General features: G+C 41.1%; 1 protein-coding gene (running past one end of the window). It reads right to left on the bottom strand.

The features are described 5' to 3' along the window. On the bottom strand, window positions 1-18,267 hold the 5' portion of the coding sequence (locus EO116_RS06355; protein ID WP_127161119.1) for a YadA-like family protein. 10,596 nt of this gene lie to the left of the window's left edge; only the first 18,267 of its 28,863 coding nucleotides appear in the window; the start codon lies at window positions 18,265-18,267; its stop codon lies beyond the left edge, outside the window.

Below are 18,267 nucleotides of genomic sequence, written 5' to 3'. Positions count from 1 at the left end.
GCCTTTCATAGTAAGACCGTTAGCACCATCTTTGCCATTCATGCCAATAGAGCCGTCTTTACCGTTAATCACAACTGCAGAGCCGTCTTTACCGTTCACGCCGATAGAACCATTAGAACCTGGTTTACCATCTTGGCCATCAACACCTTTTTCGCCTTTTTCACCGACTGTGATGACTGCATCTTTGGTTTGACCATCGCCACCTGGTTCACCTTTTACAATCACTGTATTCGTTGTTAAGGATTCAGATTTTAAATCTTTTTTCAACTTCACAGTTACTGTTGTGTCGCCATTAGTAGCTTGACCGATAGTGGTTACTACGTTTTCATCGTTGTAACCTTCATCAGATGTAGCATTGGAAGATCCCAAGATATGTACAGTCGAGCCAAGTTTATTTGTGACAACTTTATCTCCACCTTCTTTAGCAGAAAGGTTCGCACCGTATTTCATGCCTTTATCTGTCGCATCAGTCACTGCTTTCGCAATGCTTGCATCAGACGCTTGTTTAAGGTCAGACACGTTAACTGCTGATTTACCTGTTACAGGGTCTTTCGCTGCGGCTTCTAATTTTTCAAGATACGTTGCATCTTGTTTTGGTTGATTTGTCGCATCTTTTACCACAGCCGTATCAATCGCAGAACCTACGTTATCTAGACGTTTTGCACTAGGTGTATTCACTTTCGTATGAACATCACCTTCATACTTATTGCCATCTGCATCTTTGAAAGTACCATCTGGTTGTTTGAATACTTGCTTACCAGTGTTATCTACGTAAATCAAGGCTTGGTCTTGTGCCACTTGTTTTGTGTTCAAGGATACCGTTACATCATCGCCATTAGCGGCTGTACTGATGTATTTACCATCACCTTTGATGTTGAACTTCACATCACCAGCCGTTAAAGATTTAGCCGTTGTTGTACCAGTTGTATCATCGCCAAGAGAAATTTTATTTCCTACATGACCTTTCACAGTATCTAAGTCAGATTTTTTAGCCACATCTGTGATAGTCACCGTCTTCGCAGTAGTTGCATCTGTAGGGTCCTCTACTGTTAAGTTAATATCCCCATCATCTGTTGGTTTGTATTTACCTTCAGAACCAGCTGCTGGATTTGCCACCAAACGATAGTCGCTACCAGATTTAGCCGTAATAGCTTCGGAGATTTTTTTCAATTGATCTTCTGTAGCTGCACGACCAGATACATAGCTAGGACTTGCTACATTCCATTCTTTGTTATCTAAACCTGTAATGAAGTTACCTTCAGTAGCCTTATCTGTTGCTACCGGAGTTGTACCATTTGCATTTGGAGTGACAGATTGTTTACCAACTGTAATATCGTTAGCTTTTACAGTACCTGCTTTACCGTCAAGTCCTACAGTTCCTGTTGTAACTTTACCATCTTTACCATTGATAACAACAGGTGTATCTGTACCATTAGCACCGTTGTTACCGCTGCTGAAAGTAGTCACTCCATTATCTTTGAACTCAACTTTACCATTACCGGCTGCATTTGTAATGCTGCTGATGTTAGCAAGGTTTTTGTTCATTTTTACAGTCAATGTGGAGTTGCCATCGGCTTGTACTAAGATGTTACCAGTAGCAGACTCAAATGTGTTAACTGCTTCCTTAGTTACACCTTCACCAACGATGTTTACTAATGTATTTAGCTTATGTTTGTTTTCTGTACCGGAATTGTTACCAGTGAAACGTAAGCCATCATCCATCGTAGCTACTTGATGTGTCACAGTTGTTTCTGTGCCTGTTTTAGGATCTGTATGTTTCGTTTCATATACGATACGAGTCATACCGTCTTTGCCATTAGCGCCATCTGTACCGTCTACACCGACTACACCTTTGTCACCTTTAATGGAAAGACCATTCTTACCATCTTTACCGTTCAATCCGATAGATCCGTCTTTGCCGTTGATGACAACTGCAGATCCGTCTTTACCATTTACACCGATAGTACCGTTAGAACCATCTTTACCTGGTTTGCCTTCTGTACCTTTTTCACCTTTTTCACCGACAGTCACTACTGCATCTTTACCGTCTTGACCGTTAGCACCAGGTTCGCCTTTCACTGTTACTGTATTTGTTGTTAAGGATTTAGATGTTAAATCTTTGTTCAACTTCACAGTGACTGTTGTGTTACCGTCAGCATCTTGAGCGATAGATGTTAATACGTTTTTACCATCGTATTGTTTATCTGCTTCTGTTGCATTTGTTACATCTGCACTACCCACAATGTTTACCGTAGAGCCAAGTTTGTTTGTGACAATTTTATCTCCACCAGTTTTCGCAGAAAGGTTTGCACCGTATTTCATGCCTGTTGCCACAACTGCATTGGCTGCGTTTTTAAGGTCAGATACGTTAACCGCTGCATTTGGATGGTTGCCCGCTTTCGCTGCCTCTTCCAATTGTTCTAGGAACGTTGGATTTTGTTTATGTCCTGTACCTTCTGGAACTTTTGTAGTGGCAATCGCAGAGCCTACGTTATTAAGAATTGTATCTCCAGCAGTTGTATTTTTCGCTGCAGATTGAATACGAGTTTCTACGTCTCCTGGTTCTACTACAGTGTTATCTGATTTGTAGAATTTACCATCTTTTAACGTTAACTTGTTGCCTTCTTTATCTGTATATACAACAGGTAATTGAGCGCCGTCTACTACAGCTTGTTTGTTGATTGTTAAAGCATATGCATGGTTACCATTTGATGGCGTATCTTTGGCAGTCAATACAGTTTCATCTGTAGATGTCACAGTCGTAACCGTATCATTATCTGCACCTTTTTCAGCACCGATGGTAATAACACCATCTTTTTGCGTTACCTTAACGGAACCACTACCTTCAATTGTAATACGTTTGTTTTCACCTTCAGTACCAGTTGTCTTCGGTTCTACTTTATCAGTCGTTGTTCCATTTTTAACAGCTAAATCCCACAATGCAGTTTTATCTGCTTTGTTGTTCACTTCGTCGTTAACTGCTTTCAACTGATCTTCTGTTGCTGCACGACCAGATACATAAGTTGGGTTAGCCACAGTCCATGTTGTGTTACCAAGACCTGTTACATAGTTGCCAGTTTCGGCTGCTGGAGTTACACCAGGTGTTGGTTTCGCCGCAATTGGATTTAGCGTTTGGTTGCCTACTACAACGCCTGCTGCTGTCAATTGACCTTTAGATCCATCAACTTTCACAATGTTAGTACCAGTTCCAGCTGTTATGCTTGCATTCGTACCATCTACAGATACAGTATTGTTGCCTGTGCCCGCTGTGATAGTACCAGCTGTACCATCCATTGTGACTTGTTTAGCTACCTCAGTGCCTAATGTCACTTTGTCTGCTAAACGAACGTCATAGTTAGTATGTCCATCGGTTGCTGTAGTCGTAGTTAAGGAAAGATTTTTATTCGCATCTGTATTGTCCTTATTAACAGTTACCGTTGTTTTCGCTTTACCAACTTCGTCAGTTAACTGTTTTACATTAACAGCGTCATTATCACCTTCGCCTTTTGCAACATTAGTGATTTTATTACCGCCATTATCTAAGCCAGTTTTCGTCAAGGAAACTGTAGTTGTCGTACCTGCAGACGGCTTAATCGTAATGCCCTCTGGACCCGTTACCGTCGTTGTTGTACCGTCAGTAGTTGTCACTTTACCAGGAGTAATAGTCGTCGTACCCTCTCCATCTTTTGTCACTTCTACTTTTGACAACTTAGTAATAGAATCATTTAGGCTATATGTGAAGTTTCTGCCATCTTGTTTGATTTTTAAATTTTTACCAGCGATGAAAGCTACTTCATTATCGTTTGTGACATGTTCGGATGTTGGGTTAGAGCCTGTAGCTTGTTCACCACCATCTGCCACATCAGAAGTTACGTACCAACCTAAGTTAGTTTTCAAGTCATTGATAGACTTATTCAATTGAGATACGTTAACTGCATCTTTACCATCTGTACCTTCTGCAACATTAGTGATTTTTGCATTACCAACAGAGATTGTACCTAGTTTTGTTCCGTCACCATTATTAATCGTTAACGTTGTATTACCATTGGAAATTGTTAATGGTGTAGTACCACCTTTACCTGCAATGGAATTAATGCCTGTTAAAGATTCTGCCAATTTAACTTTCAACGCACCGCCATCTGCATTGACACCAATATTATTATCAGTCAATGTTCCTGTGGCACCGCCAAGGATTTGCAATTGTTCCCCTAATTTCTTAGTGATACCATTTTGCTCAGCTGTTGTACCTTCTGCTGCTTTGTAGTTATCCCCAGCATATTTCATGCCTTTGTTTGTAGCATCAGTGACTGCTTTGGCGATACTTGCATCAGATGCTTGTTTCAGGTCAGATACGTTAACTGCTGCATTTGGATGGTTAGTCGCTTTCGCAGTTTCTTCCAAGCGTTCTAAGAAGGATGGATTTTGTTTAGTTCCTGTACCTTCTGGAACTTTTGTATTGGCAATCGCAGAGCCTACGTTATTAAGGATTGTATCTCCAGCTGTTGTATTTTTTGCTGCAGATTGAATACGAGTTTCTACGTCTTTTGCTTCTACTACAGTGTTATCTGCTTTGTAGAATTTACCATCTTTTAACGTTAACTTGTTACCTTCTTTATCTGTATATACAACAGGTAATTGAGCACCATCTACTACAGCCTGTTTGTTGATGGTTAATTCGTAAGCATGGTTTCCATCCTTACCTTTATCGCCTACTGTCAATACAGTTTCATCCGTAGATGTCACAGTAGTCACTGTATTATTATCTGTACCAGCTACTGGTGCCCCAATAGTAATCTCGCCATTATTTTGCGAGATAGTAACTCCGCCAGTACCTTTTAAGATAATGCGTTTATTTTCTCCTGTTACCTCTTTTGGAGCAACTTTAGCACCATTTGGATCCTCGCTTGCAATCGCTAAGTCCCACAATGCAGTTTTATCTGCTTTGTTGTTCACTTCGTCGTTAACTGCTTTCAACTGATCTTCTGTTGCCGCACGGCCAGATACATAAGTTGGGTTATTGACAGTCCATGTTGTGTTACCAAGACCCGTTACGAAGTTGCCTTCTGTTGGTGTACCACCAGTTGTAGGAGCTACGCCAGTTGTACTTGGAGTGACAGATTGTTTACCTACTGTAATATCGTTAGCTTTCACAGTACCTGCTTTACCATCAAGACTTACAGTTCCTGTTGTAACTTTACCATCTTTACCATTGATAACAACAGGTGTATCTGTACCGCCAGTGCCGTTGTTACCGCTACTGAAAGTAGTTACACCATTGTCTTTGAACTCAACTTTGCCAGAGTTTGCACCATTGGTAATGCTGCTGATGTTAGCAAGGTTTTTGTTCATTTTTACAGTCAATGTTGTTTTACCATCAGCTGCGACTAAGATGTTGCCACTTGCAGATTGGAATCCATCTACTTGCTCTTTCGCAACGCCTTCGCCAACGATGTTCACTAATGTATTTAGCTTATGTTTGTTTTCTGTACCGGAATTGTTACCAGTGAAACGTAAGCCATCATCCATTGTAGCTACTTGATGTGTCACAGTTGCTTCTGTGCCTGTTTTAGGATCTGTATGTTTCGTTTCATATACGATACGAGTCATACCGTCTTTACCATTAGCTCCATCTGTACCGTCTACACCGACTGCACCTTTGTCGCCTTTAATGGAAAGACCGTTCTTACCATCTTTACCATTCAATCCGATAGATCCGTCCTTGCCGTTGATCACAACTGCAGAGCCGTCTTTACCATTGACGCCGATAGTACCATTAGATCCTGGTTTGCCATCTTGTCCGTTGACGCCTGGTTCACCTTTTTCACCGACAGTCACTACTGCATCTGTGCCTGGTTTACCGTCTTTGCCGTCTTCACCTTTTACAGTTACCGTGTTAGTTGTTAAGGATTTAGATGTTAAATCTTTATTCAACTTCACAGTTACTGTTGTATTACCGTCAGTATCTTGTTCAATAGATGTTAATACGTTTTTACCATCGTATTGTTTATCTGCTTCTGTTGCATTGGTTACATCTGCACTACCTACGATGTTTACCGTAGAGCCAAGTTTGTTAGTTACAACTTTATCTCCACCAGTTTTCGCAGGAAGGTTAGCACCGTATTTCATGCCTTTTCCAACAACTTCATCAGCTGTGTTTTTAAGGTCAGATACGTTAACTGCTGCATTTGGATGGTTAGTCGCTTTCGCAGTTTCTTCCAAACGTTCTAAGAAGGATGGATTTTGTTTAGTTCCTGTACCTTCTGGAACTTTTGTATTAGCAATGGCAGAGCCTACGTTATTAAGGATGGTATCTCCAGCTGTCGTATTTTTTGCTGCAGATTGAATACGTGTTTCTACGTCTTCTGGTTTTACTTCTACCGTAGGATTATCTACTGTATGGAATTTACCATCTTTGTCGATAGTCACTTTTTTACCATCTTTTGTTGTATATACAACAGGTAATTGAGCACCATCTACTACAGCTTGTTTGTTCACTGCTAAGTTATAAGCGTGATCATTGTTACCTACTTTTGTTACATCAACAGTTTTATCAGTAGATTCCACAGTTGTAATCGTATCATGGTCTGTGCCTCTTGGTGCACTGATTTTGATCACACCATTGTCTTGGCTAACAGTAACACCATCAGTACCTTCGATAGTAATTCGTTTGTTATCCATTGCTTGTGCACCAGCTTGTGGTGTTACATTTGTGATAGTATCACCCGATTTAACAGCCAAGTCCCACAATGCAGTTTTATCTACTTTGTTGTTCACTTCGTCGTTAACTGCTTTCAACTGATCTTCTGTAGCTGCACGACCGGATACATAGGTTGGGTTATTGACAGTCCATGTTGTGTTACCAAGACCTGTTACATAGTTGCCAGTTTCGGCTGCTGGCGTTACACCATCTGTTGGTTTCGCCGCAATTGGATTTAGCGTTTGGTTGCCTACGACAACACCTGCTGCTGTCAATTGACCTTTAGATCCATCTACTTTCACAATGTTAGTGCCAGTTCCAGCTGTTATGCTTGCATTCGTACCATCTACAGATACGGCATTGTTGCCTGTGCCCGCTATGATAGTACCAGCTGTACCATCCATTGTGACTTGTTTAGCTGTTTCAGTGCCTAATGTCACTTTGTCCGCTAAACGAACGTCATAGTTAGTATGTCCATCGGTTGCTGTAGTCGTAGTTAAGGAAAGATTTTTATTCGCATCTGTATTGTCCTTATTAACAGTTACCGTTGTTTTTGCTTTGCCAACTTCGTCAGTTAACTGTTTTACATTAACAGCGTCAGTATCACCTTCGCCTTTTGCTACATTAGTGATTTTCGCATTACCAGCAGAAATTGTGCCAGGTTTTGTTCCTTCACCATTATTAATCGTTAATGTTGTATTACCATTGGAAATCGTTAATGGTGTTGTACCTTTACCTGCGATGGAATTAATGCCTGTTAAAGATTCTGCCAATTTAACTTTCAATGCACCGCCATCTGCATTGACACCGATATTATTATCAGTCAATGTACCTGTTGCACCGCCAAGGATTTGCAATTGTTCTCCTAATTTCTTAGTGATTCCATTTTGCTCAGCTTCTGTAGCAGTCGCCGCTTTGTAGTTATCCCCAGCATATTTCATGCCTTTGTTTGTAGCATCAGTGACTGCTTTAGCAATGCTTGCATCAGATGTTTTCTTAAGGTCAGATACGTTCACCGCAGATTTTCCTTTTGTTGGATCTGCTGCAGCTTCGGTTAATTTACCCAAGAATGTAGTATCTGTTGTTGTACTATCTGGATCAATCGCAGAACCTACGTTGTCTACACGTTGAGGTTGAGCTGTATTCACTTTCGTATGAACTGTACCTTCATACTTAGTGCCATCTGCATTTTTGAAAGTACCATCAGGTTGTTTAAATACTTGTTTGCCTTTGTCATCTACGAAGATTAAGGCTTGTGCTTCTCCCAGTTTTTGGGCATTTACTTTCACATCATATGCATGCTCATTTCCATCTACAGTATCAACAGTGACAGTACCATCCGTAGATGTAACAGTTGTTACAGTATCATTATCTACGCCTTTTTGAGCGCCGATTGTAATGACACCATTTTCTTGGCTAACAGTAACACCATCTTTACCTTTTAAGACGATACGTTTGTTTTCGCCTTCTGTGCCAGTTGCTTGTGGTTCTACTTTGTTTGTAGATGTACCGTTGCTAACCGCTAAATCCCATTGATTTGCTTTTACAGTATCTAATGCTTCTTTGGATGCCACATCATTGATGGTAATCGTTTCAGGATTGCTATCAGCTTGTTTAGTATTTTTAACTTTTAAAGAAATGGTTCCATTATCTACTTTATACGCACCATTGCTACCTTCTACTGGATTTGCAATTAAACGATAATCTGTTGTAGACGCTGCATCAGCAATGTCTTTTACCGCTTTTAATTGTTCTTCCGTAGCTGCACGATTAGCCTTAGCAAAATCCGCGGCAGTTAGGGTTGTATTTTGTAAGCCAGTAATTTGACCTTGTTTGCCATCGATAGATACTGGATGATCTCCATCTACTTTCACAACGCCATTGTTATCGAATGTGACTTTGCCAGTACCTGCTGTATTTGTAATGGATGTGATGTTATCTAAGTCGCCTGCAACATTCACTTTGTATGGCTTAGCTTCTGTACCTTCACCTCCAACAGTTGTATTCGTACCAGCTGCTAACTTTGTTTTATCTACAGATACTTTGTAAATCGTTTTACCAGCTGTTGTTGTATCTGGTGTTACATGAACATTATCTGCATTATCTCCAGCTTTTACTTCTACTGCATCTTTAGCGATATTAGCCACTGCTTTTTTAGATACGCCTACACCGTAACGAGCATTTGCTGTTTTATCTACAGTTCCATCCATCATAGTTACAGTAGCAATGTTTTCATCGCCGGTTTCAGCATCTGCTTTAGTAACAGATTCTACTTGTTTATCTGCATTGATAATATATGTTTTCTTACCTGTCTTAGGATCTTCCTTAGTTGTACCAAGTGTAATACCTGTACCAGCTTCTATATCAGTACCTAAGCCAGTGATAACTTTTTTACCACCATCTGTGATGTTGGACAAGTCATTTTTCGCAACGCCAGAGATGACTGCTTTTGTATCATTTACAGCTGTTCCATCCCCATTTACGTAAGTTAGTGTTACATCACCGTTTTTATCTACAGTATATTTTTCTTTATCTGTTGTTGGTTTGATGTGAAGTTCTTTGCCTGCTACTGCATTCAATTGGCTCACGTTAACAGCATCTGTTTCTGCTTCACCATTTGCCACATCAGTTATTTTTACACCACCAACGGAGATGGTACCTGGTTTTGTTCCTTCTGGTGCATTGATAGTCAATGTTGTACCACCATTAGAAATTGTTAATGGACTTGTACCTTTACCCGCAATGGAATTGATGCCTGTTAAAGATTCTGCTAAGCCAATTTCTAGCACTCCATTGGTATTAGTAGTACGGATATTATTGGTAGCTGTATTACCAGCAACAGTTCCTTCACCTTTGATTGCTAAGGTTTGGCCTAACTCTTTGCTAATTACATCCCCTGTATTACCTTGGAATTTCATTCCTTTTGTAGTAGCATCCTCTACTGCTTTCGCAATACTTGCATCGGATGTTTTCTTAAGGTCAGAAACGTTAACCGCTGCATTTGGTGTATCCGCATTAGCTTTATTTAATTTTTCTAAGTACGTTGCATCTGGCTTGTCTTGACCTGCATCAGTAGTTACTTTTGCTCCGTCAATGGCAGAGCCTACGTTGTCTACACGTTGAGGTGCTGCTGTATTTACTTTTGTATGTACAGTGCCTTCATACTTAGTGCCATCTGCATTTTTGAAAGCACCATCAGGTTGTTTGAATACTTGTTTGCCTTTGTCATCTACAAAGATTAACGCTTGCGCTTCTCCCAGTTTTTGAGCATTGACTTTTATATCATATGCATGTGTATTTCCATCTACATTATCAACAGAAATTGTACCATCGCTAGATTTCACAGTTGTGATCGTATCGTTATCTGTACCTCTTGGTGCACTGATTTTGATCACACCATCTGTTTGAGTTACTTCAACACCATCAGCACCTTCGATAGCAATTCGTTTGTTATCTGTTGGTTTTGCGCCAGGTTGTGAAGTTACATTCGTGATAGTAGCACCTGATTTTACCGCCAAATCCCATTGATTTGCTTTTACAGTATCTAATGCTTCTTTGGATGCCACATCGTTGATCGTAATTATTTGAGGAGTACTATCAGCTTGTTTAGTATCTTTAACTTTTAAAGAAATGGTTCCGTTATCTACTTTATACGCACCATTGCTACCTTCTGCTGGATTTGCAATTAAACGATAATCTGTTGTAGACGCTGCATCAGCAATGTCTTTTACCGCTTTTAATTGTTCTTCCGTAGCTGCACGATTAGCCTTAGCAAAATCTGCGGCAGTTAGAGTTGTGTTTTGTAATCCTGTGATTTGACCTTGTTTACCATCGATGGATACTGCTTTAGCACCATCTACTTTCACAACACCATCACCAGCAAAGCTTACTTTGCCAGTACCTGTAGTATTAGTGATAGACGTAATTTTAGTAAGATCACCTGTTACATTCACTTTGTATGGCTTAGCTTCTGTACCTTTACCTTCAACATTTGTATTGTCACCAGCTGCTAATTTTGTTTTATCTACAGATACTTTGTAAATCGTTTTACCAGCTGTTGTTGTATCTTTATCTACAGTAACATTATCTGCACCATCTGCAGCTTTTACTTCTACTGCATCTTTAGCGATATTAGCTACTGCTTTTTTAGATACAGCTACGCCATATTTTGTATTCGCTGCATCTTGATCACCAGTCACTGGGCTTACTTCAGCAATGTTTTCGTCAGCAGTATCTGCTAACGTTGCTTTTACAACAGATTCTACTTGTTTATCTGCATTAATAGTATATGTTTTCTTACCTGTTTTGGCATCTACGGTAGGGTTTCCTACTGTAATACGTTCGCCTGCCGTAATTTCTGTACCTAAATCAGTGATATTTTTCTTGCCAGCATCTGTGATGTTGGATAAGTCTTCTTTTGCCAATCCTGTAGCACTTACCTTAACATCTCCATTAGCTTCCTTAGTAATAGAAATATTATTTCCATTCACAAGGTTTACTTGTTTATCCGTTGGAGATACTTTGGTTCCATTTACAGCAAGGTTCCATTCATCAGCTTTTTTCGCTAATGCGCTATCGTTGAATGTAAGTGTTACATCAGTTCCTTTAGCAGTAGTCGTAATATAGTTATTATCGCCTTTGATATTGAATTTTACATCATTAGCTAACGTTTGTTTATCAGTAGCAGAGTTATTATCCCCACCTAAAGTGATACTACGGTCTACCAATGCGTCTAAAGCAGTTTTAGATGCAATATCTTTCAACTTAACAGTATTCGTAGCCTTTGTAATCTCATCTTTTACAGTTAAATCAATTTCACCTGCATTACTTACAGTATATGCATGGTCAGTACTGTCTGGGTTTTGAATCAATCGATAATCTGTAGATGATTTCTTATGTAATTCCGTATTCAGAACTTTCAACTGATCTTCTGTAGCAGCACGGCCACTTACGTACACTGGGTTTTCGATATTCCAAGTCGTATTGCCAAGTCCAGTAATGAAATTACCAGCAGGGCCAGTCGGTTGTCCTGCAGCCGGTGCCGCACCATTAGCTGTCGGTGTTGCCGTTTGGTTACCAATGCGGATACCAGATGCTAGCACTTGACCCGCTGCTCCATCCAATGTAACCGCCGTATTACCAGTACCAGCCACCACTTTACCTAATTTACCATCGATGCTAACAGGTTTATCACCTGCTGCACCACTTGTGAAAGTAGTGACACCATCTGCACCGAAAGCTACTTTACCATTACCAGCTTCATTAGTGATAGATTTGATATTACCCAAGTCACGTTTCAATTTAATGTTAACAGTAGTATTGCCATCATCTTGTTGTACCGTCGTTAATACGTTGGTTCCATCAAAATTAGTACCATCCGTTTCGGTAGCACCACCTTTGATAGCCACAGTACTACCTAATTTATTTGTAACAGGGTTAGCACCGCCAGTAGCTTCGGAGATATTAGCTCCGTATTTCATACCCGCATCTACTACAGATTTAAGGTCACTTACATTTACCGCAGCGTTAGGGTTATTAGTCGGTTTTGCAGCCGCTTCCAAACGCTCTAAGAATGTTGGGGATAGATTATCCGGTCCCACTCCTTGCGTTTGAATCGCAGATTTTACATTATTAAGCACCGTTGGTGATGTAGTGCTATCACCATTCGCATTCACTAGACGAGATTGTACATTATTAGCTAATACAGCACGTTCACCTGCCACAGGTTCTTTCGTTTTATAGAATTTACCATCTGCACGTTTGTACAAACGATTACCTTGTGCATCGGTATACACAACAATACTATTTTGGTTTTCCCCTTCAATAGTAATCGTATTGCCATCTGCAGTAACTGTAACATTACCTTTACCTTTCAAGTTGATACGCTTGTTGTCACCTTCCACGGCTTGAGGTGTTACTTTTGTTGACGTACCATCTGTCGCTACAACGCCTAAGTCCCATAATGCAGTTTTATCAGCTTTACCATCAACGGCATCGCTAACATGCTTCAATTGGTCTTCCGTAGCTGCTCGGCCAGATACTGGTGTTGTCGTACCTACAGTCCACTCTGTATTTTGCAAGCCAGTCACATAACCTGTACTGCCGTCAATGGTAACAGGTTTTCCGTCATTGCCAACAACAACTTTGCCCTCTTTGCCATCGATCGTTACCGTCTTATCTCCAGTAGTTCCGCTACTGAAAGTAGATACACCATTCGCACCGAAGGATACTTTACCATTACCAGCTTCATTTGTGATAGAAGTAATTTTATTTAAATCGCCTTGTACATTGACTTTGTATGGATCAGTTGCTGTACCTGCGCCTGTTACCGTTGTATTAACACCTGTATCTAACTTCGTTTTATCTACAGATACTTTGTAAACCGTTTTGCCAGGTGTTGTAGTTGTATCTGGTGTTACATGAACATTATCTGAGCCATCAGCAGGTTTTACTTCCACTGCACCTTGAGCGATTTCGGCTACTTTTTTCTTAGATACGCCTACACCATATTTTGTGTTAGCTGCATCTTGAGCGCCAGTCACTGGTTTTACTTCTGCAATGTTTTCGTCATCAGTAGCTGCAGTTGCTTTTACAACAGATTCTACTTGATCTGCTGCAGCTATGGCGTAAGATTTTTGACCCGTTGTGTTATCTGTAGTTGCAGTTACCGTAATATTTTTACCAGCAGTAACTGTCGTGCCTAGACCAGTGATAACTTTTTTACCTGCATCTGTAATGTTAGATAAGTCGTTTTTCGCCACACCTTTGATAGTCGCTGTTGTATTAGGTACAACGCTTCCATTACCATCGGAGTAGGATAAAGTAACATCACCATTTGCTTTAGGAGTATACTCCATTGGCGTAATATGTAGTTCTTTATTTTTTAAATCAGCCACAGTACTATTTAAATCTTTTACGTTCACCGCTGCCGTAGGGTTATTCGCAGCTGCTACACTTAAACGATCTGTAAACGTTGGAGCTGTATTACCAGTGACACCTTGTTTTTCGATGACAGACTTAACATTATTGAATACAGTCGCATCTGTTGTTGCTGTTTTACCCGCTCCAGGGGCTGTGTTTACTAAACGGGCTTGAACATCTGCTACCGGTTTTGTACCAGCTGGTGGATTTTCCGTTGTATAGAACTTACCATCTGTATGTTTATACACACGATTGCCTGCTGCATCTGTGTACACTACTGGCATAGAATCTAAAATTTTGCTACCGCTAATCGTTACTGTGCTACCATTAGCTGTTACAGAAATACCTCCAGTTCCTACTAAGTCAACACGTTTATTCGCATCATCACTTGGCGCCACTCGGTTGATATTACCATCAGCACCCTTAGCCCCTAAATTCCATGTAATGGCATCTAATTGAGATTTATTCACTGCATCATTAGGGTTTTGTCCTGCTTGAAGGTTAGTGATTGGCTTATCATTCATGTTGATGCCATTGTAGGAAATGGATGGACCTGCTTCTCCAGTTTGATTATTGCCGTCATATTTATAAGCAGTAAAGCTTTTCGATTTTAATTCAGGGCGCATTCCAATAGCAACTGTATTTCCTGTAGTGAAAGTACCTATATTACCAGTTTCATAACGAACGCCACCATCTGCCCATATAGAATTAGGCTCAGAATTAGTTGTAAATTTTTTACCCGTTACGTTCACGGTATTACTAGTTGCGGTTGGTGTTACTTTAGACCCTTGATCACCTGTAAAGCTAGTAACAAATATACTATTGATTTTATTTTTTATAGACTGCGTCAAATCCATAGTGATTGTATTACCAGCCGCATTCGATGTTAGATAGGTACCATCGCCTACTACATTTAATGTTTGGTTATGCAAACGTACGTCAGCACCTGCCGTTGCTGTAGTATTACCAGCAATTTGCAAGTTCACAGCTTTCAATTGAGCTACGTTTACCGCATCTGTATCATTTGAACCTGCTGCTAAATTTGTAATTTGTCGCTCTTTACCACTAGCACCGATAGAAACAGATCCCAAGCCAGACAGAGAAGCTGCCGCACCAGATACAGCAGTTGTATGATTATTCACACGGCCTGCAGCTGGGTCCCATCCTTTTGTGCCTGCTGCTGCTCCTGCTACGGATTCAGAACCAAGTGCGACGGAACCTGCTGCAGTTGCACTCGCTCCAGAGCCTAATGCCAGAGTTTTTGCTCCCGCTGCAGTGGCACCTTTACCTAATGCAGCACCCTCACTAGATTGTACTCTAGCGCCTTGACCAACAGCAGTTGCATAGGTTGCATTCGGATCAATTTGAGCCCCTTGTCCTATAGCTGTACCGTAGGTTGCCCCCGTATTGATAGTAGCGCCTTGCCCCATAGCTGTGCCATACGCAGCATCAGTCTTTATTTTCGCCGATTCGCCCAACACAATACTGTGTGTTGCATTCGCTTCTACCTCTGCTTTATAGCCCATAGCCATACTTTTGTCAGACTTTACTTTAGCATCCGTGCCCAGTGCAATCGCTTCTTTATTTGTCACTTCCGCTGCACGTCCAATAGCTATACTATTCGTACCACTCGCTGCATCTTTAGTATTAACTTTTGCATAAGAACCAATCGCAATAGAGTTTTCGCCATAGTTCTCAACTTTATGGCCTAAACCAATGGCATCTCCACCTTTAACAATAGCCTCTTTACCGATAGCCACGTCTTGGTCACGTCTTGCTAACGCACTATAACCAATAGCTACACCATTTTGCGCTGACCATTGCCCCCAACTAGCTGGATCTTTGCCGTCACTGTTGGCTTCAATTTGAACCTTAGCACCATCACCGATGGCAATACCTCGAGCCGCCATACTGTTTGCACTACTACCGATTGCAATTGCTTTTGCACCATCAGTGATTGTTGTAGCCCCCAATGCAATAGAAGAGTCTCCTGTGGCATCAGCTCCCCAGCCAAGTGCCATAGACTTCACTGTTCTTGCTTTTGCAGCTCTACCTATCGCTACAGAAGAATTGCCTCTCGCATAGGAAATTGTACCAATAGCTAGAGCATCTGTATCATAAGCGCTGGAACCATACCCAATTGCAGTTGCCTGTGCTGCCGTAGATTTTGCAAATCCACCAAGAGCCATCCCAAAATTGCCAGAAGCTTGATTATTTTCATAGTTAGAGTTACGTAAATCACTATTACTTGCATCTAGATTATAGCCCACACTTTTCATAGTGTTGCCATCTACTTTCAGCTCTTTACTAGTAGGGTTTTTCACCGCTAAGAAGTGAGGATCCGTTTCACGCCATGCACGTAATTGGGCTACTGTGACTGCATCTGTATCTAGCGCACCTGGTGCCACGTTAGTAATACGGCGTAGGGCATGAATAGTTTTCTCTTTACCATCAATTGTTACATTAACTTCGCCACCACCAACGGATACAACGCCTAAATTTAAGGCATCTAATTTTTGGAGTTCTTTACCTGCTTCTGTGCCACGTGGCAAGAAGGACGGCACATTAGCACCTTCTTGTTCCTCATACACAACATTTCCATCGCTACCATATTCATACACTGTAGTTGGATCTGTATAATTAGCATATGGATTAGCGCCCGCTTTCAATTTTGGCGCCTTGCCTCGATAGTAATCTGTGGATCCCGTACCTAATACAATGGAGTTTTCCCGGTTAGCAGAAGCACCCTTACCGATAACAATACTTTGATCTCTATTAGCAGTTGCTTTATTACCGATAGCAATGGTATCAGTAGCTTTCGCTTTAGCACTTGTACCTAATGCCAAGCTATCAGCGCCTGCCACACTGGATGCATTACCGATGGATATTGATCTCGCACCCCCAGTGCCTACATTAGCATTATCACCGACAACAATAGAACTAGCTGCATAGGTTGAACTACTATTACCGATAGCAATACTTTTATCAGCTAGCCCATTAACTGCTGCATTAGCACCTAGTGTGATACTATTCTTTGCTAAGGCTTGCGCTGATTTACCAATCGCTATGGACTCTTTACTGTCATCAGCTACATTCGCTTGTGAGCCTAAAGCAACACTATCTACAGCATTTTTCCCAACAGTGGTCGCAAAACCCATGGATAGTGAGTTCACTGAACCTGTTCCAATTTTTGTAGATTTACCGACAGCAGTACCATTTTCTGCTAATACAGATGAATGATAACCAATCCCTACAGAGTTATCGCCTAATACCTCCGCTCTATTGCCGATGGCAACATCACCAGTACCAAAAGTAGACGATTGTACACCCATCGCAATGGAGTGCGCATCATGTGCTTGCGCACCGACACCTACCGCAATGGATTGGTTCGCATTTTTAGCAACTTGTGCTGCCGCACCTAAGGCGATACTACCATCTGCTTTAGCCACCGTTGCCACACCTTGGGCAATACTGCCATCGCCTTCGGCTACAGTTAAGTTACCAATGGCTAAGGAGTTACTACCTTTTGTCGTCACTACTGTATTGACAGTGGACTTAACTTGATTATTCAGTTCTGTGTTATTATTAAAGTTATCATTTAAGAACTTACCAATACTACCAGTGCCTGCTGAATCCAAGGCAGTTTTCAACTTTGTATTATCTGTGTCATTAATTAAGTCTATATAATCTTGCTGACCTTCTAACGCTGTTTTAGCCTCTGTATATTTTTGATGTGCAAGCTTATAGGCATCTTCTAATTCCTTGATTTTAGTAGCCGGTGTCGCCGGATTGATGCGCGCTGATTTCAACGCCACATCTGCCGCTTTATCATTCACTTCTGCAAGTTTAAATAGCCCCAATTTATCCATTGTATCTGCAGATAAACGAGAGGAGTTCGTAGCAATAGCTGATGCTAATGCCTCTGAGCCTGCAGTGCTTGCATTGGCAAAGGTATTATAACCAAGCGCTAGGGACGCCGTACTACCTGCGTTTGTATTGTAACCAACTGCATTGGAACCATGTCCTAACGCAGCAGAATTACTGCCTAATGCTAGGGAATAATTAGATTTAGAGCGTGCATCATGGCCTACCGCTACAGATTCATGGGCTAAGGCTTTTGATGTTAAACCGATAGCCAATGCATCAGATCCTTCAGCTTGTGCTCGTTCTCCTAAGGCTAATGTACCAACACCATCTGCATGTGCATTACCACCTAAGGCAATGGCCCCTGCACCTCTTAAAAATACATCTTCACCACCAGCAATATTACTACCTTGATATGTCACATATCCTTGGTTAACCGTTAGTCCTGTTCCTGTTTGAGTACTGGCAGTAGCCAATGGACCATGGTATAGCAGGGCATATAAATCTTTAAATGTAATATTGGAATCCTTCACTTTAGAGTTAAGAATACTTTGATTCTTTTCCGCGCTTGTAGTACCACTATAACTACCAAGCACCCCCATATTCTGAAATGCCTGCCACAATAAATGGGTAGGCACAACCGCATGCACCGTACTAGGCACACTAACCCCAATACCACCTGTAATCAAGAAAGCGATAACGGCCCCTTTGCTATAGTGTCCCTTATCCTTCAAAGCTCGTTTTAGAAAACGTTCACATTCTAAAAATATTTGGCTCGATTTCAT

Source organism: Veillonella sp. VA137, from assembly GCF_003992015.1.
Lineage (GTDB): Bacteria > Bacillota > Negativicutes > Veillonellales > Veillonellaceae > F0422.
The sequence above is the reverse complement of the archived record's forward strand: the minus strand, read 5'-3'. Positions and strand labels throughout refer to the sequence as shown.